The organism is Acuticoccus sp. (genome assembly GCF_965213555.1).
Classification (GTDB): domain Bacteria; phylum Pseudomonadota; class Alphaproteobacteria; order Rhizobiales; family Amorphaceae; genus Acuticoccus.
On sequence record NZ_OZ243890.1, the window covers coordinates 2,862,292 to 2,882,806 of the forward strand.

Genomic DNA, 20,515 nt, shown 5'->3' on the forward strand with positions numbered 1-20,515 from the left:
GAGGAACTTGATGCGACACACGACCGTCGCCGCGGCGATGCTCGCGGCGTGCGCCGCGCTGCCCACGACTGCCGCCGCCGAGGACTATGAGATCGGCGCGCTGTTCCCGTTGTCGGGCCCCAACGCCACCTACGGCGACGTCTTCATGGCGGGCGCGGACCTCGCGGTCGAGCACATCAACGCCGACGACATCCTGTCCGGCGACCTCGCCATTCGCTACGAGGACTCCCAGGGCCTGCCGCAGCCGGCCGTGGTCGGCATGACCAAGCTCGTCAACGTGGACGAGGTGCCGTACGTCCTGTCCGCCTTCACCGGCGTGTCGAAGGCGATCTCCACGCTCGCCCAGCGCAACGAGGTCGTGGCGGTGAACGGCGGCGGCGTCGGGCCGGACCTCGCCGAGCTCGGCGAGTACTTCTGGAACGTCATTCCGCTGGTGAACCTCGAGGTCCAGGCGATCGTCCCGTACATGATCGAGGAGATGGGCGCGCAGCGAGTCGTGCTCGTCTACATCGACGATCCGTTCGGCCAGGCGATCCTCGGCGAGCTCGAGGAGGCGTTGCCCGAGGGCGGCGGCGAGCTCGTCGAGGTGCTGTCCGTGCCGGTGACGGCGCAGCAGTTCTCAGGCATCGCCGCGCGGGTGCGGGCGGCGAACCCGGACGCGGTCTACATCGCCTCCTACGGCGCGCAGCAGATCCAGATCGTCAAGCAGCTTCGCGACAACGGTGTCGAGGTTCCCCTCGTGACCTACTCCGGGTACGCGGTGCCGGACGCGCTCGGCCTGCCCGAGGCGGAGGGGATGATCTACACGACGCAGAGCGTGGACTACGGCTCCGACGACCCGGTCACCCAGCGCTTCGTCGAGGACTTCAAGGCCAAGACCGGCAACGACCCGACCACCTACAACGTGAACTACTATAACGCGGTGCATTTGTTCGGCGTGCTCGCCGCGGCGCTCGAGGCGAAGGGGGAGGAGGTCACCGGCGCGAACCTCCTCGCCGAGCGCGACGCGACGGAGACGTTCGACTTCGTGGGCGGCACCGTCTCGTTCCTCGACAACGGCACCGTCATCGCGCCGATCCAGATCAACCGGATCGAGGACGGCGCGGGCGTCCCCATCGACACGGTCGACGCCGCGAACTGACGTGCTCTGGCTACAGCTCGCGATCACCGGGCTCCAGGTGGGCGCGCTCTACGCGCTCACCGCGGCCGGCTTCTCGCTGATCTTCGGCTCCACGCGCATCTTCCACTTCGCGCACGGGACGACGTTCGTGCTGGCCGCCTACACGTTCGCCTCCACGAACGCGGCGGGCGTGCCGCTCGCCGTCTCCATCGGCGCCAGCAGCCTCGTCGCGGTGGCGTTCGGCGTGTTCATGGACCGGCTGATCTACGCCCCGATCCAGCGCCACGAGGGCTCGTTCTTCACCGTGTTCGTCGCCTCCTTCGGCATCGCCATCGCGGTGCAGAACCTCGTCGGCATGGTGTTCGGCCGGTCCTACGTCACGGTGACGACGGAGCTGTCGCGCTCGGTGGAGGTGATGGACGGCGTGTTCGTCTCGCCGCTCGCGTGGATCGCCATCGCCTGCGCCGTCGCCTTCTTCGTCGCGCTCCAGCTCATCCTCCACCGCACGCACATCGGCATGGGCCTGCGCGCGCTCGCCGACAACCCGGAGCTCATCCGCGTGTTCGGCCTGTCGCCGCGGGCGATCTCCACGGCGGCCTTCGCGCTCGGCTCGCTGCTCGTGGTGCCGGCGGCGATCATCACCAGCGCGACGTCCGGGCTCAACCCTGCGCTCGGCCACCACGTGATGCTGATCTCGCTGGCGGCCACCATCGTCGGCGGCATCGGCTCGGTCTCGGGCGCGCTCGTGACCGGCTTCGGGCTCGGGCTCGCCGAGAACCTCGCGCTCCTCTACTTCGAGTCCCAGTGGACCGAGGGCGTGACGTTCGCGATCCTGTTCCTGTTCATCCTCGTGCGCCCGTCGGGGCTGTTCGGCCGGGCAGGGGTCCACTGACGCCGTGGAAGCCTACCTGCTCAACCTCGGCGTCCTCATCGCGGTCTACTCGATCCTTGCCGTCACGCTGAACTTCATCATCGGCTACGCCGGGATCTACTCGCTGGCGCACGCCGTGTTCTTCGGCCTGGGCGCCTACACCGGCGGTTACGTAGCGCTGAACTACACCGCGTCGGTGTTCGTCACGGTGCCTGCAGCCATGTTGGCGGCGGCGGTGCTGTCGCTCATCCTCGCGCTGCCGGCGCTCCGCGTCCGCGGCGAGTACTTCGTCGCCGCCTCGCTCGGCCTCCAGGTGCTCGCGGTCACGGTGTTCTCCGAGTGGCAGGGCTTCACCGGCGGCATCGGCGGGCTCATCGGCATCCCGCCCGTCGACATCGCCGGCTTCGAGGTGTTCCGCCCCCGCGACTTCTTCATCCTCATGGTGGTCGTCCTCGTCCTCGTGATCGTGGTGACCCGCCTGCTGGTGCGCTCGCGCTTCGGCCGCAGCCTGACGGCGATCCGCGACTCGGAGAGCGCCGCCGCCGCGTTCGGCAAGAACGTCGCCCTCATCAAGACGCTGTCGGTGACGATCTCGGCCGCCATCGCCGCCGTCGCCGGGGCGCTCTACGGCGCGTACCTTTCGTTCATCAACGTGGAGAGCTTCACGCTCGACACCTCCGTGCTCGTGATGGCGATGGTCATCATCGGCGGCGCAGGCACGCAGGCCGGACCCATCGTCGGCGCCGCGCTACTCCTCGTCCTGCCCAGCGCGCTCTCCTACCTCGAGTTCCTGCCGCAGACCGAGATCGGCGCGATCCAGCAGATCCTCTACGGGCTCGGCATGGCGGCGCTGATGATCTTCCGCCCGGGCGGGCTTGTCGGTCGTGCGGGCCCCGCCACCGAGGCTGGGGACGAGCGGTGAAGGCGGAGCCCGAGGCGCTGCTCCAGATCCGCGGCGCGGCCGTCGCGTTCGGCGGGGTGAAGGCCGTCGACGACGTCTCGATGGACCTGCGCTCGGGCATCGTCACCGGGCTCGTCGGCCCAAACGGGGCAGGCAAGACGACCCTGTTCAACCTCATCACCGGGCACCTGCCGATGGCGGCGGGCTCGATCCGCGCGAGGGGCCGCGAGATCGGCGGCATGAAGCCCTACCGCGTAGCGCGGCTCGGCATCGCCCGCTCCTTCCAGGACCTCAGGCTGTTCGGCGACATGAGCGTGGAGGAGAACGTCCTCACCGTCATGGAGCCGGGGGCCTCGCCCATCGCCCTGTCCGGCCCGTCCCATGCCGAGCGGCGCCGTCGCGCGCGCGACGTCCTGGAGCGCGCGCACCTTGCGGACAAGCGGAGCGTGCGGGCCAAGGACCTCGCCTACGCGGAGCGCAAGTTCTTGTCCCTCGCCCGCATCATGGCGATGGACGCGTGGCTGTGGCTGCTCGACGAGCCGGCGTCCGGGCTCGACCCGGCGTCCTACGACCTGTTCCTCGGCCTCGTGCGCGAGGAGGTCGCGCGGGGCGTCACCGTGTGCATCATCGAGCACAACCTCGACATCGTGGTGGGCATCTGCGACCGCATCGCCTTCCTCGACCGCGGCCGCCTCCTCGCCGACGACGAGCCCGACGCGGTGCTGAACGACGAGAAGCTCGCCGCCATCTACTTCGGGGAGCGGGCGTGAGCGAGGTCCTGGCGGCGGACGGCGTCACGGTGGGCTACGGCGGCCGTCCCGTCCTGGAGGACGTCAGCCTGGCGCTGGCCGCCGACGAGGTGCTCGTCCTCATCGGCCACAACGGGGCCGGCAAGTCGACCTTGGTCAAGACGCTGTTCGGCCTCCTCGCGCCGCAGCGCGGCGCCGTACGCCAGTTCGGCGAGGTCGTCACCGGCGCCGACCCCGCGGCGCGTGTCGCCAAGGGCCTCGCCATGGTGCCGGAGGGCCGCGGCGTCTTCCCGAGCCTCACTGTGCGCGAGATGATGGGGCTCGCCATGTGGTCCACCGCGGTCTCCAAGGCAGAGCGGCGCGAGCGCCTCGACTGGGTGCTGTCCATCCTGCCGGCGATCAACGAGTTCCTCGACCGTCGCGCGGGCACGCTGTCCGGCGGGCAGGCGCAGATGGTCTCTATCGGCCGCGCGCTCCTATCGCGACCGAGGATCCTGCTCCTCGACGAGCCGTCCATCGGCCTCGCGCCGAAGCTCTTCCAGGACCTCCTCGCGCCGATCCGGCGACTGCAGCAGGAGGAGGGGTTGTCGATCCTCCTCGTGGAGCAGAACGTACGCGAGGCGCTGAAGATCGCCGACCGCGTCGTCGTCATGAAGTCCGGCGCGTTGGTGTGGGAGGGCGAGCCCGCGGCGCTGTCGGACAACAGGACGCTGATGGAGCTCTATTGATGGACGCACCGAGGCTCGACGACCTGCTCATCCCCCTCAGGGCCGCGTCCAGCGGCCGTCCGGCCTTCGTGCTGGAGGACGGGACGACGCTCGGCGCGGCGGACTTCGACGCGATGGTGGCGCGCACCGCGGGCTGGTTGCGGGGGCAGGGGATCGGCTCGGGCGACAGGGTCGCGGTGTGGCTCGTCAACCGCATCGAGTGGCTGGCGATCCTGTTCGCGCTCGCCCGGCTCGACGCGACGCTCGTCGCGGTGAACACGCGCTACCGCTCCTCGGAGCTGCACCACATCCTCCTGTCGTCCAACGCCAAGATGCTGGTGATGCAGCCGGACTTCCGGCGCATCGACTTCCCTGCGGTGCTGTCGAGCCTCGACGCATCGGACCTTGCGTCGCTCACCACGGTGGCGGTGCTCGGCGAGGTGGGCGACCCGATCCTCGGCCGCACCACCGTCCCGTTCGATCCCGCGAACGCCACGCCCGACGCCGGAGGCCGTGGCGATCCGGACGCCGGGCTCATCATCTTCACGACCTCGGGCACGACGAAGGCGCCCAAGCTCGTCCTCCACCCCCAGCGCACCTTGGCGCTGCACTCCCAGCGCGCCGCCGTCGCCTACGGCTTCGATGCGCCGGACGCGGGGTTCCTCGCCGCGATGCCGTTCTGCGGCGTGTTCGGGCTCAACGCGGCCCTCGCCGCCATCGCCGGCGGGGCGACCTCGCACGTCGTCGCGATGTTCGATGCCGAGGACACCGCGCGACGCGTCGAGGAGGGCCGCCTGACGCACCTCTTCGGATCGGACGAGATGTTCCGCCGCCTCGTCGGGCTCGGCAGGGAGCGGCTCGCCTCCCTGCGGGTGTGCGGCTTCGGCGCGTTCACCCCGGGGCTTTCGGACTTCCTCGCCGACGCGGCCGAGGCCGGCTTGCCGCTGTGCGGCCTCTACGGCTCCAGCGAGGTCAACGCGCTGTTCTCGATCCAGCCGGCGGACATGACGCGCGGGGAGCGGCTGAAGGGGGGCGGCCGGCCTGCGTCCGACGACGCCGACGTCCGCGTGCGCAACGCTGAGACCGGCGAGCTGCTCCCCGACGGCGAGCCCGGCGAGCTCGAGATCCGCGCGCCGACGAACTTCGTCGGCTACGACGGGAACGCCGAGGCGACCGCGGCGGCCGTCGATCCGGACGGCTACTTCCGGACCGGCGACGTCGGCTACACCCGCGGCAACGGGACGTTCGTCTACGTCGCCCGCGCGGGCGACGCGATCCGCCTGTCGGGGTTCCTGACCGATCCGGCGGAGATCGAGGACGTTCTGAAGGGCCTCGACGGCGTGGCGGACGCGCAGGTCGTCGGCGTTGAGGTGGACGGGCAGACGCGGCCCGTGGCGTTCGTCATCGCCGAGGGCGGCGGCGCGAGCGAGGGCGCCATCGTCGCCGGCGCCCGCGAGCGGCTCGCGGCCTACAAGGTACCGTTGCGCGTCTTCACCCTCGAGGCGTTCCCGACGACGCAGAGCGCCAACGGCCTGAAGATCCAGCGCGCCAAGCTGCGCTCCATGGCGGCGGAGCGTCTCGCCACCGAGAACGCTTGATGGCAGGGCCGTCGGCGCGGGCACGCGTCGGATCACCGGTCGCCCTGTCCGTTCCGGCGTAGCGGCCGGCGCCGGTGGCCCCCGACGCCCTGGCAGGACGCAAGGGGCGATGAACAAGGTCGAGACGCACGTCGTACGCCGCGACCGACGCGTCGGGGCGATGCTCGCGAAGGCGCTTGAGAGCGCGGCACCGCGCTCGACCGAGCTTGGCCTTGCAGCGGTCGCCGTGGCGGTGCCCGCGCTCTTGCTCGCCTGGTCCGTCAACCCGGCCGGGACGAGCCTTCGTGAGCGTGGGTTCGACGCGCTCCTCGCCCGAGCTGCAGTCGACGCGCTGGGACCCGTGGTGGTGGACGTCGACCGGCGCGCGCTCGACGCCCACGGCCGCTGGCCGTGGGGGCACGACCGCATCGCTGCCATCTTGGACACCGTGGCGGCCGCGAACCCTCGCGCGCTCGGCGTCGACGTCCTGCTCGACGAGCCGGACCAGCGCTCGCCGGCGGCACTCGCCAGGCAGCTCCGGGCCGCTGCGCCGGGCCTCGACCTCGTCGTTCCTGAAGGGCTCGTCGACGGGGAGCGTGCGCTTGCCGAGGCGGTGCGTCGCATGCCGACGGTGCTCGGCGTGGCGCTCGCCCCGCGTCCGTCCGGCCCGGCTGTGCGCTCGCCGCCGATCCTCGTCCCCGGCGGGATCGCGCCGGGCGGGCTGTGGCGCTTCGGCGGGACGGAGGCACCGGCCGCGTCGATCGCTGAGGGCGCGACGGGGTTTGGTGTGATGCCGTTGCCCGGCGGCGTCGACGGGGCGGTGCGCCGCGTCCCGCTGCTCGCCCTGGCCGGACGGCAGCTCGTGCCGGGCCTCGCGCTCGAGACCTGGCGCGTCGGCGCCGGCGGGCCGCCGCTGCTGATCGACCCGGGGGCGCGCACCCTCAGGGTCGGCGCGCGGACGTTGCCCCTGGGGAAGCACGGGCTGATGCGTCTGCTTCCGGTTTCATCCGCAGTGCGCGCAGCCCGACGCGTGTCCGCGGTGGACGTCCTCAGCGGCGACGCCACGGTGCTTGAGCGGCTCGCCGGCGCCGTCGTCCTGCTCGGCGCGACGTCGCCCGAGGTGGGTGGACTGAGGACGGGCAGCGACGGTGCGCTCGTCGCGAGCGTCGACCTGCACGCCGATGCGGTGGCGCAGATCGAAGCGGGCCTCTTCCCCGTGCGGCCACGGTCCGTGTCGCTCGGCGAGGGCGCGGCCATCGCACTCGGGCCGGCGCTCGCGGTCTTCATGGCAGCATCGATGGCGCCTCTGTCCGGCGCGCTCGCCGTAGGGACGCTGGCCGCGCTGTGGGCGCTTGCTGCCTGGGTCGTCACGGCGACGGCGCTCGTGCTCGTCGACCCTGTCCTGCCCGCCGCCGCAGCGCTCCTCGCGTACGCCCTTGGTGCGCTCCTCGTCGCCGCCCGTGCCCGGCGACGCGCGGCCCGTGTCCTGGCGGCGTTCGAGCAGCACCTCGCGCCCGCCGTCGTGCGTCGGATCGCATCGCGCCCAGCCGACATGCGCCTCGAAGGGGAGGAGCGCGACCTCACCGCGTTGTTCACCGACATCGAGGGGTTCGCCGCGACGACCGCCGCTGCGCCACCGACCGACCTCATCGCCCTGCTCGATGCCTACTTCGACGAGGTGTCCGCCATCGTCGTGGCCCACGAGGGGATGATCGCCAAGATGATCGGCGACTCCATGCACGCGCTGTTCAACGTTCCCCTCGACGTCGCGGACCACCCCGCCAAGGGCGTCGCCTGCGCTGCCGCGCTCGCACGGGCGTGCGAGGCGTTCATCGCGCGTCCCGACGCGGCAGCGCTGGGGCTGGGGCGCACGCGCATCGGGCTGGAGACGGGGCCCGCGATCGTCGGCGACGTCGGGGGTCCGCGGCGGCTGGACTACAGCGCATACGGGGATACGGTGAACGCCGCCTCGCGCTACGAGGCAGCGAACAAGCGGCTGGGGACTACGGTCTTGATAGGCCCGGGCACGGTCTCTTGCGTCGAGCCGGACGCGATGATGCCGCTCGGTCGCTTTGTCGTGCGTGGTCTGCCTGGGACCCGCAGCCTCCACACATTCTGGCCGGACAGGTTCACCCCCTCGTGGCGCGAGCGCCATCGCACCGCCGTCGCAAGGTGTGGCGTCATGCAGCTCGACGAGCTCGACCCGCCGGCGTACCGCGCGCTGCTCACCGCATGCGGCGCGCCGAGCTGACCCCCGTCAAAGGACGCTCGCCAACGCCTCCTCGATGCGTCCTGTGCCCCACGGCTGTGGTTCGCTCGGTGCCTCGCCAGGCGACTCGATGTTGGTCCCCTCGCCGGCCTCGAGGACGACGGTGCGCCCGCCCGCCGTGACCTCGGCAACGCCGTCCTGGACGAACACGCCGAAGACGCCCCGGCTCGGCCCCGCGAACACCGTCGTCCCACGCACCACGATCCGACCGTACTGGGAGTCGATCGTCAGCGGCTCGGTCATTGGCGGCCCGTCGTGTTCGAGCACGACCGCGCCGCCCATCAGCTCGAACGTGCCCCCGGCATCGACGACGTAGCGCTCCAGGAGGATCTCCACCGCGCCGCCGAGGTGGAGCACGGTGTGCTCGCCGAGACCCAGCGTCGCTCGGGCGTCCTCGGCCGTGCTCACGAGCTCGCGCAGGTGGACCGGATCGCGAGCGCTGAGCTCGCGTTCGTCCGCGTCGGCCGTCGCGGTGGCGCGACCCGTGAGCGCGGAGACGGTGCCAGCGCGCTCCGTCGCCCACACCGGTGCCACGACCGCGACGGCGAGGACGGCGGCCGCAACAACGGGCGTGAGGCGTCGTCGGTCGGTCATGGATGCCTCCGTCCCGGCGCTGAACGATCCTCGATGATGCAATATGTCGCAGTTCGGGGAAAGGGGTCAGGCTGAGCTGTGCTTGTCCCTGTCGAGGCGCCGCTCGAGCCAGTGGCTGTACGAGGACATCGCCGTGCAGAACACGAAGAAGAGCGCGAGGACGAAGGCGTACGCCTCGGGAGCGTAGCGGATCCAGTTGGGATCGGCGATGGCGGTCTTCGTGGCGCCGAGGATGTCGAACAGGCCGACGATCGAGACGAAGGTGGTGTTCTTGAAGGCGCGCAGGATGTCGTTCATCAGCGCCGGCAGCACGTGGGTCAGCGCCTGCGGCAGAATGACGAGCCCCATCCGGCGCCAGTAGCCGAGGCCGAGCGCCTCGGCGGCGTCCGTCTGCCCCTGGTCGAGCGCCTGCAGGCCACCGCGCACCACCTCCGCAGCGTAGGCGGCGAAGAACAGGATCATGCCGACCTGCGCGCGCAGCAGCTTGTCGATGGTGATCTCGCCGGGGAGGAACAGCGGGATCACCAGCGAGGCGACGAACAGGACCGCGATGAGCGGCACGCCGCGGACCACCTCGATGAAGGCGACGCACATGGCGCGGATCACCGGCATGTCCGAGCGGCGGCCCAGCGCCAGGAGGATGGCGGAGGGCACACCGGCGGCGACCGTGCCGCTGAACAGGATGAGCGTCAGCGGCAGGCCGCCCCACGCGCTGGTGCGCACGGGCTCGAGGCCGAGTACGCCGCCTGCCATGAGGACGAGGACGACGGCGATGAGGAGCGCCCACGCGGGCGCCAGCCAGGGCGACCACAGCCGCGGCACCGCGCTCGCTGCCGCCCCCATCACGAGGAGCGCGCAGGCGAGCATCGCCCGCCACAGCGCCTCGCCCGGGTAGGTTCCGAACAGGATGAGCCGCCACTTCTCGCCGACGATGGCCCAGCAGGCGCCGGTCGCCTCGACGCAGTCCTCGGCCGTCCCGAGCGGGCCGACCGCGTCGAGGACGGCCCAGTCGAACGCGAGCCCTGCGCCGGCGAGGAGAAGCGCGCCGGCGCATACGGTCAACGCGCCCTGGCGCGGTGTCGCGAACAGTCGATGGATGACGCCGCCGCCCCGGCGGGCGGGCGCCGGGCGCGCGGGCACCTCGGCGAGCGTCGTGCCGAAGACGTGCGCCACGCTAGCGCTCCTTCAGCTGGACGGCGCGGTTGTAGGCGTTCATCAGCACGCTGACCGACAGGCTGATGGTGAGGTAGACCGCCATCATGATGGCGATGGCCTCCAGCACGCGGCCGGACAGCGTCAGGATGGTGTTGTTGACGTTGAACAGCTCCGGGTAGCCGATGGCGACGCCGAGCGAGGAGTTCTTCACGAGGCTGACGTACTGCGCCGTCGCGGGAGGCACCATGATGCGTAGCGCCTGCGGGAAGACGACGAAGCGGCTGATCGTGCGCGGCCGCAGCCCCAGCGCCTGGGCGGTCTCTACCTGACCGCGCGGCACCGCCTGGATGCCTGCTCGTACGATCTCGGCGATGAACGCTGCGATGTAGAGCGCGAGGCCGAGCGCGAGCGCGATGAACTCCGGCGAGACGGAGGCGCCGCCGGCGACGCGGAACCCCTCGAGCGCGGGCAGCGACAAACCGACCGGCGCGCCGACCGCGATCCACGTGGCGACCGTCGGCACCGCGACGAGCGCTGCACGCGCTGGCCACGTCGTACGCTCCTCGCCCGTGGTGAGCCGACGCCGCACGCTGCGGCGGTGATGCCAGAGGGCGACAAGGCTGCCCGCGCCGAGCGCGAGGAGCACGAGGGCGAACGCACCGGGGTCGCCGGCTGCCGGGACGTACACGCCGCGGTTCGTCACCATGACGCCTTCCACCGGGACGAAGGCGTCCCGCGGGTGGGGCAGGCGCGTTACGACGGCGTACCAGAAGATGATCTGCACGAGCTGCGGCGTGTTGCGGAACACCTCGACGTAGCCGCGCGCGAACCCGGAGACGAGCGGGTTCGCCGACAGGCGCATGAGGCCGAGCGTCGCTCCGATGACGGTCGCGCCGAGGATCCCGACGAGGCTGACGGTGAGGGTGTTGGCGATGCCCACGGCGTAGGCCCGCCAAAACGGGTCGCTGGCCGAGAACGGCACCAACCCCTCGCCGATGGAGAACCCCGCGCGCTGCGCCAGGAAGCCGAAGCCGGTCGCGATGTTGCGTTCGGCGAGCGCCTGCTGGAGGTTCGCGATGAGCCACGCCCCGAAGCCGACCACCACGACGATGGCGAGCGCCTGGTAGGCGAACGCACGGACCTTGGGGTTCGTCAGCACCGGTGCGGCATCCGGCCCGCCGCGGTCGTGCTGCGCCGGGCACGCACCGCCCGAGGGCCGGCGCGCACCCTCGCCCTCACTTGAACGGCGGCGGGTAGTGCAGGCCGCCGTCGCTCCACAGGGCGTTCAGCCCGCGCGACAGGCCGAGGGCGGAGCCTTCCCCGAGCGTCCGCTCGTAGATCTCGCCGTAGTTCCCGACCGCGCCGACCACCTCAACCACCCAGTCCGCGTCGAGGCCGAGGGACTGGCCGAGGTCGCCGGTGGCGCCGAGGAACTCCTGGATCTCCGGATCGTCCGACGATGCCATCTGCGCGACGTTGGCCTGCGTGATGCCGAACTCCTCCGCCTGCATCAGCGCGTAGACCGTCCATGCCACGATGTCGCGCAGGTCCGCGTCGTCCTCGCGCACCACAGGGCCCATGGGATCCTTGGAGAAAACCTCTCCGAGGATGACGTAGTCCTGCGGGTTGGCGGCGACCGTCGCGCGCGAGGCGCTGAGGCCGGACGTCGACTGCACCTGCGCGTCGCAGCGACCGGCGAAGAAGGCGTTGTTGAGCTCCTTCTGGTCCTCGATCACGACGGGCGTGTAGCTCATGCCCCGCGCCTCGAACACGTCGTTGACCACCTTCTCCGACGTCGAGCCAGGCAGCACGCAGATCGTGGCCCCGTCCAAGGCGTCGACCTCGGACACGCCGAGCGCCTTCGGCAGCATGAAGCCCTGGCCGTCGTAGAAGATGGGGGCGACGAAGTCGACGCCGAGCTTGGAGTCGCGCGACAGCGTCCAGGTCGTGTTGGAGGTCAGGATGTCGACCTCGCCGGTCTGCAGCGCGGGGAAGCGCGTCTGGCTCGTGACCTTGACGAACTCGACCTTGTTCGGATCGCCGAGGATCGCGGTGGCGATGGCGCGGCACACCTCGACGTCCATCCCCTCCCACTCTCCTTCGCTGCCGACGAGTGAGAAGCCGGCGCGGCTGCCGTTGGCGCCGCAGATCAGCCGGTCGCGCTCAACGATGGCATCGAGGGAAGGGCCGGCGAGCGCGGGCGCTGCGAGGGCAGTGAGGAGCGCCGCGAGCGTGGCGGACAGGGTTCGCATGGGCTCATTCTCCGATCGGTTCGACGGTCTGATAAGGGTGGGACCCGCTTGGCGGGTCCGACAGCGTATCGGCGATGGACAGGCGGCTCGTGAGCGCGCCGGTCAGGTGCTCGCGCATGGCAAGTTCCGCGCCAGCGGCGTTGCGTGCCTCGATGGCACGGAAGATCGCCAGGTGCTCGGCGACGGTCCGCCGGACACGCGCGGGGTCGTGCCGCAACGTCATGCGCATGGCCACGATGATGCGGTTGACGATGCTCTCGTAGATCGCAGCAAGCTGTGCGTTGCCCGCCGCCGAGAAGATCTGGCGATGGAAGGTCCAACCGACGTCCTGGATCGTCTGGACGTCCGAGCCTTGGTCGACGAGTGCCATGGTCGCACGCATCGTGGACACGTCGTCCTTGCTGGCCTTGGCCGCCGCGAGGCGGGCGGCCATGCCCTCCACGGCGAGGCGGACCTCGTAGAGCTCGGTCAGCTCGCGCTCGTCCATCCGCCGCACGAACACGCCGCGCGCGGGCAGCGACGTCAGCAAGCCCTCGGTGACGAGCCTGCGGACGGCCTCGCGCATCGGCGTGCGGGACAGTCCGAACCGTGCGGCAAGCGCGCGCTCCGACAGCGCCTCGTCGTAGGCGAAGGCGCCACCGACGACGAGGCTGCGCAGCTCGCGATAGGCCCTGTCCCGCTCGAGCTCGATGGTTTGCAGCATCTCGGCACACTGGTGTACCAGTCTCAGCAGTGTCAACCGTCGTGTCATCGACCCTGCTCGATCGGAGGAATCCATGTCTGCAGCCGAACCCATCGAGCGCAGCGACACCGCGCTGACACCGCTCCGCCGACCCGACTTCCCGGCTGCCACGAACCTCACCTACGTCAACACATGCTCGACCGGCATCATGTCGACGGGCGCCTGCGCCGCGGCCAACGCGGTCAACGAGGCGATCCGTGACGGAAGGTTCGCGAAGGAAGCCTACGCGCCGATGTTGCGAGAGACGCGCCAGCGCATGGCCGGACTGATCCATGCGGCGGCGGACGAGATCGCGGTGGTGAAGAACGTGTCGGAGGGCCTGAACGCGGTCGCCTGCGCGCTGCCGTGGCAGCCGGGCGACAACGTCGTCGTGTGTCTGGAGCTCGAGCACCCGAACAACGTCTACCTCTGGCTCAAGCTCGCGCAGACCGGGGTGGAGCTGCGCGACGTCCCACCGTCCGAGGGTGCCATCGACGCCGACGCGATGGCGGCCGCCATCGACGCGCGCACGCGCCTCGTCACCGCCTCCTCGGTGACGTTCACGCCCGGCTTCCGCACCGACCTCGCGCCGATCGGTGAGGCGGCGCGTGCGGTCGGTGCGCTCTTCCTGGTGGACGCGGTGCAGAGCGCGGGTGTCCTGCAGCATGACGTGGAGGCGGAGCGGATCGACGCGCTGGCGACCTCGACCACCAAGAACCTGTTGGGAACCTCGGGCCTCGGCTTCCTCTACGTGCGGCGGGATTGGGCACAGAGGCTGACCCCCGCCTACGTGTCGCGCTACAGCGTGGCGCGCGGGACAGGGCACGAGTCGGAGATCGAGGGGAGTGAGGTTCGCTTCGCGCCGGACGCCTCGCGCTTCGAGACCGGCAACCATAACTGGCCCGGCATCGCCGCGGCGCACGCCTCCCTCGGCGAGCTCTCCGCGGCAGGGGTGGCGGCGATCGAGCGCCACGCGGTGCGCCTCGCGGACCGCCTGCGCGACGGCTTCGGCGCGCTGGGACTCGCCGTCAGCCACCCGCCACGGGACGAGCTGCGCACCCACATGGTGACGGTCGGTGAGCGCGGCACGGGCAACGCCTACTCGACGGCCGACGAGCGACTGAACTGGCTCGCCGACGCGTACAAGTCGTCCGGCGTCGCCTTCACGGTCCGCCGCGGCATGCTGCGCTTCGGCTTCCACGGGTTCAACGACGACGGCGACGTCGACACCGTCCTCGCCGTCTCGGACGACGCGTTGCGTCAGGCAGCGTGACGGACCGGGCTCACCAGCCGTCGATGCGGTCCCACACGCGACCGTCGGTGAGGTGGTAGCGCCCGTATCCGCCGGCGGCGGTCAAGCAGGCGTGCCCCGGCAGGACCCGCACGACGGTGCCGATGGGCAGCCGCTCGTAGGTTGCGGGGTCGGCGACCCTCACCGTGCCGTGCTCCTGGTGGACGACGTCCACGGACAGGCCGAGCGGCTCCAGCGTGCGCGCGTCGCACACCCAGCCGTAGCCGGCGCTCGGCAGGTGCGCGTTCGCGCCGACGTCCTTGGAGAGCGCCAGGGCGCCGGCGTCGAGGGTGAGGACGCCGGCCGCGCGGTTGTGGCCGATGACGGTGGCGAGCACGGTGACGGCGATGTCGTCGAGCGCGCACACGTTGCGGCCGTACTGGCTGAGGTCGAAGAACAGGTGGATGCCGGCGCGCACCTCGCTCACGCCGTCGAGGCTCGGCGCGTGGAGCACGGTGGGCGTCGACCCGACCGACACGATGGACACCTCGGCGCCGGCAGCGCCCATGCGCTCGGCGGCCCGGACGGCGGCGGCGACCTCGCCCGCTGCGATGCGCGCCACCTCGTCCGTGTCGGCGGTGGCGTAGGAGTGGCCGGCGTGGGTCATCACGCCGGTGCACTGCGTCCCGAGCCGTCGCGCGATCTCGGTCATCGCCTCGTCGTCGGCGGGCCGCCCGCCGCGGTGCTCGCCGCAGTCGACCTCAACGAGGACCGGGTTGTTGAGCGCGCTGTCCGCGACGGCAGCCGCCATCTCGACGGAGTCGAGCGTCAGGACGATGGTCTTTCCCGTCGCCTCGCCGATAACGGCGACCTCGGCGAACTTGTTGGGCGTGATCCCCACGGCGTAGAGGATGTCGTCGAACCCCGCCCCGGCGAAGTGCCGTGCCTCGGCCAGCGTCGAGACCGTCACGGTGGACATGCGCCCGCCGGTCGCGATGCGCGCCACGTCCACCGACTTCGGCGTCTTGAGGTGGGGGCGCAGGGTGACGCCCCGCACGTCGCAGTGGGCGAGCATGCGCGCCGCGTTCGCCTCGAGCCTTTCAGGGTCGAGGATCAGCGCGGGCGTCGGCAGCGCGAGGACGTCCGTCACGCCGGCTCGGCCGCGGGCGCCCGGCGGTAGCCCTGCGACGCCTCGAAGAGGGTGCGCGTGTAGTCCGCCTCCACCTTCCCGGCCGACAGCGTCGCGACGTCCATCGTCTCGACGATCTGCCCGGCGCGCATGACGGCGAGGCGGTCGCACATGTGCTCCACCACCGCGAGGTCGTGGCTGACGAACACGAAGGTGAGGGTGTGCTCGCGCCGCAGCCGGGCGAGGAGGTTCAAGACCTCCGCCTGCACCGACACATCGAGCGCGGACGTCGGCTCGTCGAGGAGGAGGATCTTCGGCTCCAGGATCAGCGCGCGGGCGATGGCGACGCGCTGGCGCTGCCCGCCGGAGAGCTGGTGCGGGTAGCGGAAGCGGAAGCCGGGGTCGAGGCCGACGTCGACGAGCGCGCGCTCCACGCGGGCGAGCCCGTCGTCGAGCCGCTGGATGGAGACGGACTGCATGAGCGTCGCGTGCACCGTCTTCTTCGGGTGCAGCGAGCCGTAGGGGTCCTGGAACACCATCTGCACGGTCTTGTGGAACGCGCGCGGGCGGCGGTGCGCCACCGCGACGCCGTCGATGACGAGGCGGCCCGTCCAGCGCTCCTCGAGCCCGCACAGCGCGCGCAGGATGGTGGACTTGCCGCAGCCCGACTCGCCGACGAGGCCGAACGCCTCCCCCTCGGCCACCGCGAACGACACGTCGTCCACCGCGCGGAAGCGCTTGCGGCCGGCGCCGTAGATGACGCTGAGGTCCTCCGCCTCGATCATGGGCGCTCGATCGGCGGGCGCGCTCACACCGCCTCGCGCCAGCGCGGGTCGCGTTCCAGGACCGGCAGGGCGTCCCGGCGCTGGCCCAGGCGCGGCAGGGAGGCGAGGAGGCCGCGGGAGTAGGGATGCTGCGCGCTCGCAAGGTCCGCGGCGTCGAGTTCCTCGACGATCTGGCCGGCGTACATGACGAGGACGCGGTCGCAGAACCCGGCGACGAGGTCGAGGTCGTGGCTGATGAACACGAGGGCGAGGCCACGCCGCTCGACCAGCTCGTCGAGGATGCGCAGCACCTCCGTCTGCACGGTGACGTCGAGCGCGGACGTGGGCTCGTCGGCGATGAGGAGGTCCGGGTCGCCGGCGAGCATCATGGAGATCATGACGCGCTGCCCCATGCCGCCCGACACCTCGTGGGGGTACAGCTTGTAGACCCGCTCGGGGTCTCGGATGTGGACCGCCTCCAGCATGGCGAGCGCCTTGTCCCGCGCCGCCGAGCCGCCGGCGCCGCCGTGGACGCGGTAGGCCTCGGCGATCTGCGCGCCGATGCGGATGAGCGGGTTCAGCGAGTACTTCGGGTCCTGCATCACCATGGAGATCTGGCCGCCGCGCAGCTCGCGCATCTCGTTGGCGCTCATCTTCAAGAGGTCGCGTCCCTTGAACGCGAGGCGTCGTGCCGTGACCTCCGAGCCCTTCGGCGTCAGCCCGAGGATGGCACGGCCGGTCATCGACTTGCCCGAGCCCGACTCGCCGACGATGCCGACCCGCTCGCGTCCCACCTCGAAGGAGATGCCCCGCACCGCGTCGAACGTGCCTCGGTTGGTGCGGAACTGGACCGTGAGGTCCTCGACCTCGAGGATCGGCGTCATCGCACGGCGACCTCGACGGGGGGCGACCAGTTGAAGTCCTTGTCGAGGGGCCAGATCGGCCGCTGAACGCGCTTGAAGTCGACGCGTGAGAGCACCGGCGTGATGAGCCCCGGCACGTCCACCTCGTAGATCCGCTCGTTGGGGATCAGCCACTCGAAGCCGGCGCGGAAGTGGCCGCGGGACTTCACGACGATGCCGCGCAGTGCCTCAAGCTCGATGCCGAGGTGCTCGAGCTGCGCCGGGTCGAGCGCCTGGTGTCGGATGGAGATGACGACGAGGTCGATGCGATCGTCGAGCCTCAGCCACGCCGTGGGTCCGTGCGCGACGGTGCGGCCCTCCATGGAGCCGCGACGGCCGACGACCTCACCGTCGGAGAGGGCCATGACCTCAACCGGCACGGTGAGCTCGTGGGACAGCTCGCTCGCCTCCTGGCGGTTGAGCCTCGCGTCGAACCGAGCGCCGACGCCCTTGGCGTGGGCCTCGGCGGCGAGCGCGCGGTCGTAGAACGGCACGAACGCGACGCCTGCGACGCCCGCGTCGAGGAACGCCTTGAGGACGTACGTGGTGTTGCCGCGGCCGCCGCCGCCAGGGTTGTCCGCGACGTCGGCGAACAGGACGGGTTCGCGCGACGGGTCGTCGTGCACCGCCTTCATGAGCGCGACGGCATCCTCAAGGCTGGTGAGCTCCGGCTCGAAGCGCTCGCGGTCGTCCCACAGGCCGGCGGCGAGACGCTTGGCTGCCTCGTCCGCGGCCGCCTGGTCGCCCCGGCTCGTCACCGTGACGGTGATGCCGTTCTTCGGTGCGTCGGCGAAGGAAAAGTTGCCGCAGACCGACACGTTGAGCAGCCGCGGGTCCTCCTCGAGCAGCGTCTGCCCCATGGCGACGGCGTCCGCGTAGGGGCCTCGCGCCGTGAGCAGGCGCACCTGCGGCGGCAGGATGGGGACGCGCACGAACGCCTTCGCCGTGGTGAGGCCGTCGAGGAGCTCGGAGAGGACGCGGGCCGCCTCCGCGCCGCGCTCGGCCTGGTCGACGTGCGGGTTGGTCAGGTAGGCGCACAGCGCGTCGGTGCTCGCCACCATCCTCTCGCCGACGAGGGCGTGGAGGTCGAGCGTCGCCACGATGGGGACGTCCGGCCCGACGGCGTCGCGCACGGTGGACAGCACCGTGCCGTCGAGGTCGTCGTCCTCCGTCGCGACGCCAGCACCGTGCTCGCACACGTAGACGCCGTCCAGCGGCAGCGCCGCCTTCAGCCGATCTGAGATGTCGGCGACGAACTCGTCGAGGTAGGCCTGGTCGCAGGGCCCGGACGCGCCGGCATAGGCGTGGCGGATGGGCACGAACTCCCACGGCCGCAGGCGGTCCATCTCGGCCTTGAAGCCGGTCCACTCGCGCGGGAGGCTGGGGTTCGACCTTTCGATCTCGGCGGCGATCGCCTCCGCCGCCATGGAGCCGTGCTCGTCGAACTCGACCTTGTCGGCCACGGGCGACCAGCGGTTGGTCTCGAGCATGAAGCCGAGGACGGCGATGCGGACGGGACGGGCGTCGGGCATGGGCTAATCGCTGCGGGGATCGAGGACGTCGCGCAACCCGTCCCCGAACAGGTTGAACGCGAGGCTGACGACGACGATGGCGACGCCCGGGATCGCGCACAGCCACCACTCGTTGAGGATGTACTGCCGGCCACCGGACAGCATGGCGCCCCACTCGGGCGTCGGGGGCTGGGCGCCGAGGCCGAGGAAGCCGAGCCCGGCGGCTGCCAGGATGATCCCTGCCATGTTGAGCGTGATGCGCACGATCACCGAGGGCACGCACATGGGCACGATGTTGGTCGCCACGATGAACGGCCAGCTTGCCCCCTGCATGCGCACCGCCGCGATGTACTCCGACGTGCGCACCGTCAGCGTCTCGGCGCGGGCGAGGCGCGCGATGGGCGGCCAGGCGGTGAGCGCGATGGCGACGATTGCGTTCTCGAGTCCCGGTCCCATGGCGGCGACGAAGGCGAGCGCGAGGATGAGGCTCGGGAACGCGAGGAAGAGGTCAGTCACGCGCATCAGCACGAGGTCGGTGACGCCGCCGAGGTAGCCCGACACCGTGCCGACGACGAGGCCGAGGGGCGCAGCGATGACGGCGACGAGCGCCACGATCATCAAGGTGGTGCGCGAGCCGTAGACGACGCGACTGTAGATGTCGCGGCCGAGCTCGTCCGTGCCGAACCAGTGCTCTGCGGTGGGGGCCAGCAAGCGCATCCGGATGTTCTGGTCCAGCGGATCGTGCGTCGCGAGGAGGGGCGCCGCGGCGGCGATGGCGACGAGCAGCACGACGATGACCGCCCCGGCCGTCGCCGTCGGGTTCGACAGGAAGCGCTGCCCAGCGAACCAGGCCTGCTGTGCCCTCGCCTGGGCGAGGGAGTGCGCCGTGGGCGCCGTGAGGTACGCGGCGAGGCGACCCCGGGCCGACGGTGCGATGGGCCGGTCGGCCGGAGGGGTCAGGACCTCGTCGCTCATCGCGTGCGCGGGTCCAGCACCCTGTAGGCGAGGTCGGCCACGAGGTTCAGCGTGATGAAGATGAGCCCGACGATGAAGACGCAGGCGAGCACGACGTTCATGTCCGCCTTGAGGAGCCCCTTGGTGAGGTAGGCGCCGAAGCCCGGCCAGCCGAACACGATCTCGGTCAGCACCGCGCCCTCAAGCAGGAAGGCGTAGGACAGGACGACGACGGTGATGAGCTGCACGCGGATGTTGCGGAACGCGTGATGCCACACGATTCGCCGCTCGGGCACGCCCTTGATGCGCGCGGCGACGACGTACTCCTGGCCGAGCTGCTCGATCATGAAGGAGCGCGTCATGCGCGCGATGTAGGCGAGCGCCGCGTAGCCGAGGATCGAGGCGGGCAGCACGATGTGGCTGAAGGCGTTGCGCCAGACGTCCCACTGGCCGGCGAGCGCGGCGTCGATGAGCACCATCCTGGTGGGCTGCGGTCCGGCGTCGTGGCTGAGCTGGGCCATGATGTCGAGCCGACCCGGCCCGCCGACCCAGCCGAGCGTGGCGTAGAACAGGACAAGGCCCATCAGCCCGAGCCAGAAGTTCGGCGCCGAGTAGCCGATGAGGCTGACGACGCGCACCGTCTGGTCGATCCACGTGTCGCGGTGGACCGCTGCCCACACGCCAAGCGGGATGCCGAGCCCGGTGCCGATGACGAGGGCGAAGGTGGCCAGCTCGAGCGTCGCCGGGAACACCCGTGCCAGGTCCGCCGTCACGTAGTTGCCGGTGTCGATGGCGCGGCCGAAGTCACCCTGGATCATGTCGGTGACGTAGATCCAGAACTGGACGTAGAGCGGCTCGTCGAGGCCGAGCTGCTCGGCCACCTTCGCGTAGGCGCCCGGACCCGCGTTGTCGCCGATGATGGCGATGACGGGGTCGATGGGCAGCAGGCGGCCGAGGACGAAGGTGAGCGTGAAGAGGCCGAGAAGCGTCACCGCCACCGAGCCGAGGGTGCGCAGGACCGCCAGCGGGACGGAGAGGTGGCGCGTCCACCCCTCCGCGGCGAACTCGCGTGAGGCGTCCGCCGCCGCCGGCGAGTCCAGCGTCATGG

At 71.1% G+C, this 20,515-nt stretch carries 19 protein-coding genes; 8 read left to right on the forward strand and 11 right to left on the reverse strand.

Features of this window, described 5'->3' with window-relative positions; translation table 11 throughout:
• Positions 1-10 precede the first annotated feature (10 nt).
• From ACOOE8_RS13510 to ACOOE8_RS13540, 7 genes are all read left to right on the forward strand, one after another.
• Positions 11-1,141 carry an ABC transporter substrate-binding protein gene (locus tag ACOOE8_RS13510; RefSeq protein ID WP_420391968.1) on the forward strand — a complete coding sequence of 377 codons (1,131 nt, stop codon included), beginning with the start codon at positions 11-13 and terminating at the stop codon, positions 1,139-1,141.
• 1 nt (position 1,142) lies between these two features.
• Positions 1,143-2,012 (forward strand): branched-chain amino acid ABC transporter permease, encoded by an 870-nt coding sequence (locus ACOOE8_RS13515; protein WP_420391969.1) that lies wholly within the window; start codon positions 1,143-1,145, stop codon positions 2,010-2,012.
• Positions 2,013-2,016: 4 nt separating this feature from the next.
• Positions 2,017-2,913 (forward strand): branched-chain amino acid ABC transporter permease, encoded by an 897-nt coding sequence (locus ACOOE8_RS13520; RefSeq protein ID WP_420391970.1) that lies wholly within the window; start codon positions 2,017-2,019, stop codon positions 2,911-2,913.
• Complete coding sequence (locus ACOOE8_RS13525) at positions 2,910-3,662, forward strand: ABC transporter ATP-binding protein (RefSeq protein WP_420391971.1); 753 nt, start codon at positions 2,910-2,912, stop codon at positions 3,660-3,662. The genes ACOOE8_RS13520 and ACOOE8_RS13525 overlap by 4 nt, the downstream gene beginning before the upstream one ends.
• Entirely contained in the window at positions 3,659-4,369 is a 711-nt protein-coding gene (locus ACOOE8_RS13530) for an ABC transporter ATP-binding protein (protein WP_420391972.1), read from the forward strand. The genes ACOOE8_RS13525 and ACOOE8_RS13530 overlap by 4 nt, the downstream gene beginning before the upstream one ends.
• The gene (locus ACOOE8_RS13535) at positions 4,369-5,946 is read left to right on the forward strand and encodes an AMP-binding protein (RefSeq protein ID WP_420391973.1); all 1,578 of its coding nucleotides are present in this window, start codon (positions 4,369-4,371) and stop codon (positions 5,944-5,946) included. The genes ACOOE8_RS13530 and ACOOE8_RS13535 overlap by 1 nt, the downstream gene beginning before the upstream one ends.
• A gap of 109 nt (positions 5,947-6,055) precedes the next feature.
• Positions 6,056-8,176, forward strand: a complete 2,121-nt coding sequence (locus tag ACOOE8_RS13540; RefSeq protein ID WP_420391974.1) for a CHASE2 domain-containing protein — start codon at positions 6,056-6,058, stop codon at positions 8,174-8,176.
• Between the two features lie 6 nt (positions 8,177-8,182).
• On the opposite strand, the gene ACOOE8_RS13545 is transcribed toward ACOOE8_RS13540, so the two are convergent.
• The 5 genes from ACOOE8_RS13545 to ACOOE8_RS13565 all read right to left on the reverse strand — a co-directional run bounded on the left by ACOOE8_RS13545 (position 8,183) and on the right by ACOOE8_RS13565 (position 12,934).
• A complete protein-coding gene (locus tag ACOOE8_RS13545) occupies positions 8,183-8,788 on the reverse strand; it encodes a FecR domain-containing protein (RefSeq protein ID WP_420391975.1) in 606 nt (201 codons plus the stop codon).
• Positions 8,789-8,854: 66 nt separating this feature from the next.
• On the reverse strand, positions 8,855-9,961 hold the full coding sequence (locus ACOOE8_RS13550; RefSeq protein ID WP_420391976.1) for an amino acid ABC transporter permease: 1,107 nt from the start codon (positions 9,959-9,961) through the stop codon (positions 8,855-8,857).
• Between the two features lies 1 nt (position 9,962).
• Complete coding sequence (locus tag ACOOE8_RS13555; protein ID WP_420391977.1) at positions 9,963-11,102, reverse strand: amino acid ABC transporter permease; 1,140 nt, start codon at positions 11,100-11,102, stop codon at positions 9,963-9,965.
• A 76-nt stretch (positions 11,103-11,178) separates the two neighbouring features.
• Positions 11,179-12,195, reverse strand: a complete 1,017-nt coding sequence (locus tag ACOOE8_RS13560; RefSeq protein ID WP_420391978.1) for an amino acid ABC transporter substrate-binding protein — start codon at positions 12,193-12,195, stop codon at positions 11,179-11,181.
• Positions 12,196-12,199: 4 nt separating this feature from the next.
• Entirely contained in the window at positions 12,200-12,934 is a 735-nt protein-coding gene (locus ACOOE8_RS13565; protein WP_420391979.1) for a GntR family transcriptional regulator, read from the reverse strand.
• 37 nt (positions 12,935-12,971) lie between these two features.
• On the opposite strand from ACOOE8_RS13565, the gene ACOOE8_RS13570 reads away from it, so the two are divergent.
• Positions 12,972-14,189, forward strand: coding sequence for an aminotransferase class V-fold PLP-dependent enzyme (locus tag ACOOE8_RS13570; protein WP_420391980.1), 1,218 nt, complete (start codon positions 12,972-12,974; stop codon positions 14,187-14,189).
• Between the two features lie 10 nt (positions 14,190-14,199).
• Here the strand turns inward: ACOOE8_RS13570 and ACOOE8_RS13575 are convergent, their stop codons facing one another.
• The 6 genes from ACOOE8_RS13575 to ACOOE8_RS13600 are packed head-to-tail and all read right to left on the reverse strand — an operon-like array spanning position 14,200 to position 20,513.
• The gene (locus ACOOE8_RS13575; RefSeq protein WP_420391981.1) at positions 14,200-15,297 is read right to left on the reverse strand and encodes an alanine racemase; all 1,098 of its coding nucleotides are present in this window, start codon (positions 15,295-15,297) and stop codon (positions 14,200-14,202) included.
• Positions 15,294-16,061 carry an ABC transporter ATP-binding protein gene (locus tag ACOOE8_RS13580; protein WP_420391982.1) on the reverse strand — a complete coding sequence of 256 codons (768 nt, stop codon included), beginning with the start codon at positions 16,059-16,061 and terminating at the stop codon, positions 15,294-15,296. The genes ACOOE8_RS13575 and ACOOE8_RS13580 overlap by 4 nt, the downstream gene beginning before the upstream one ends.
• Positions 16,062-16,084: 23 nt before the next feature.
• On the reverse strand, positions 16,085-16,924 hold the full coding sequence (locus tag ACOOE8_RS13585; RefSeq protein WP_420391983.1) for an ABC transporter ATP-binding protein: 840 nt from the start codon (positions 16,922-16,924) through the stop codon (positions 16,085-16,087).
• Positions 16,921-18,474 (reverse strand): M81 family metallopeptidase, encoded by a 1,554-nt coding sequence (locus ACOOE8_RS13590; RefSeq protein WP_420391984.1) that lies wholly within the window; start codon positions 18,472-18,474, stop codon positions 16,921-16,923. The genes ACOOE8_RS13585 and ACOOE8_RS13590 overlap by 4 nt, the downstream gene beginning before the upstream one ends.
• A gap of 3 nt (positions 18,475-18,477) precedes the next feature.
• Positions 18,478-19,428 carry an ABC transporter permease gene (locus tag ACOOE8_RS13595; RefSeq protein ID WP_420391985.1) on the reverse strand — a complete coding sequence of 317 codons (951 nt, stop codon included), beginning with the start codon at positions 19,426-19,428 and terminating at the stop codon, positions 18,478-18,480.
• Positions 19,425-20,513, reverse strand: a complete 1,089-nt coding sequence (locus ACOOE8_RS13600; RefSeq protein WP_420391986.1) for an ABC transporter permease — start codon at positions 20,511-20,513, stop codon at positions 19,425-19,427. Before ACOOE8_RS13600 ends, ACOOE8_RS13595 begins: the two co-directional genes overlap by 4 nt.
• Positions 20,514-20,515 lie beyond the last annotated feature (2 nt).

Excerpts from the sequence above, each read along its gene's own strand:
- ACOOE8_RS13585 (WP_420391983.1), bottom strand. The coding sequence starts at position 16,924 with ATGACGCCGATCCTCGAGGTCGAGGACCTCACGGTCCAGTTCCGCACC.
- ACOOE8_RS13580 (WP_420391982.1), bottom strand. The coding sequence starts at position 16,061 with ATGATCGAGGCGGAGGACCTCAGCGTCATCTACGGCGCCGGCCGCAAG.
- ACOOE8_RS13535 (WP_420391973.1), top strand. The coding sequence starts at position 4,369 with ATGGACGCACCGAGGCTCGACGACCTGCTCATCCCCCTCAGGGCCGCG.
- ACOOE8_RS13600 (WP_420391986.1), bottom strand. The coding sequence starts at position 20,513 with ATGACGCTGGACTCGCCGGCGGCGGCGGACGCCTCACGCGAGTTCGCC.
- ACOOE8_RS13545 (WP_420391975.1), bottom strand. The coding sequence starts at position 8,788 with ATGACCGACCGACGACGCCTCACGCCCGTTGTTGCGGCCGCCGTCCTC.
- ACOOE8_RS13595 (WP_420391985.1), bottom strand. The coding sequence starts at position 19,428 with ATGAGCGACGAGGTCCTGACCCCTCCGGCCGACCGGCCCATCGCACCG.
- ACOOE8_RS13590 (WP_420391984.1), bottom strand. The coding sequence starts at position 18,474 with ATGCCCGACGCCCGTCCCGTCCGCATCGCCGTCCTCGGCTTCATGCTC.
- ACOOE8_RS13510 (WP_420391968.1), top strand. The coding sequence starts at position 11 with ATGCGACACACGACCGTCGCCGCGGCGATGCTCGCGGCGTGCGCCGCG.
- ACOOE8_RS13570 (WP_420391980.1), top strand. The coding sequence starts at position 12,972 with ATGTCTGCAGCCGAACCCATCGAGCGCAGCGACACCGCGCTGACACCG.
- ACOOE8_RS13540 (WP_420391974.1), top strand. The coding sequence starts at position 6,056 with ATGAACAAGGTCGAGACGCACGTCGTACGCCGCGACCGACGCGTCGGG.
- ACOOE8_RS13560 (WP_420391978.1), bottom strand. The coding sequence starts at position 12,195 with ATGCGAACCCTGTCCGCCACGCTCGCGGCGCTCCTCACTGCCCTCGCA.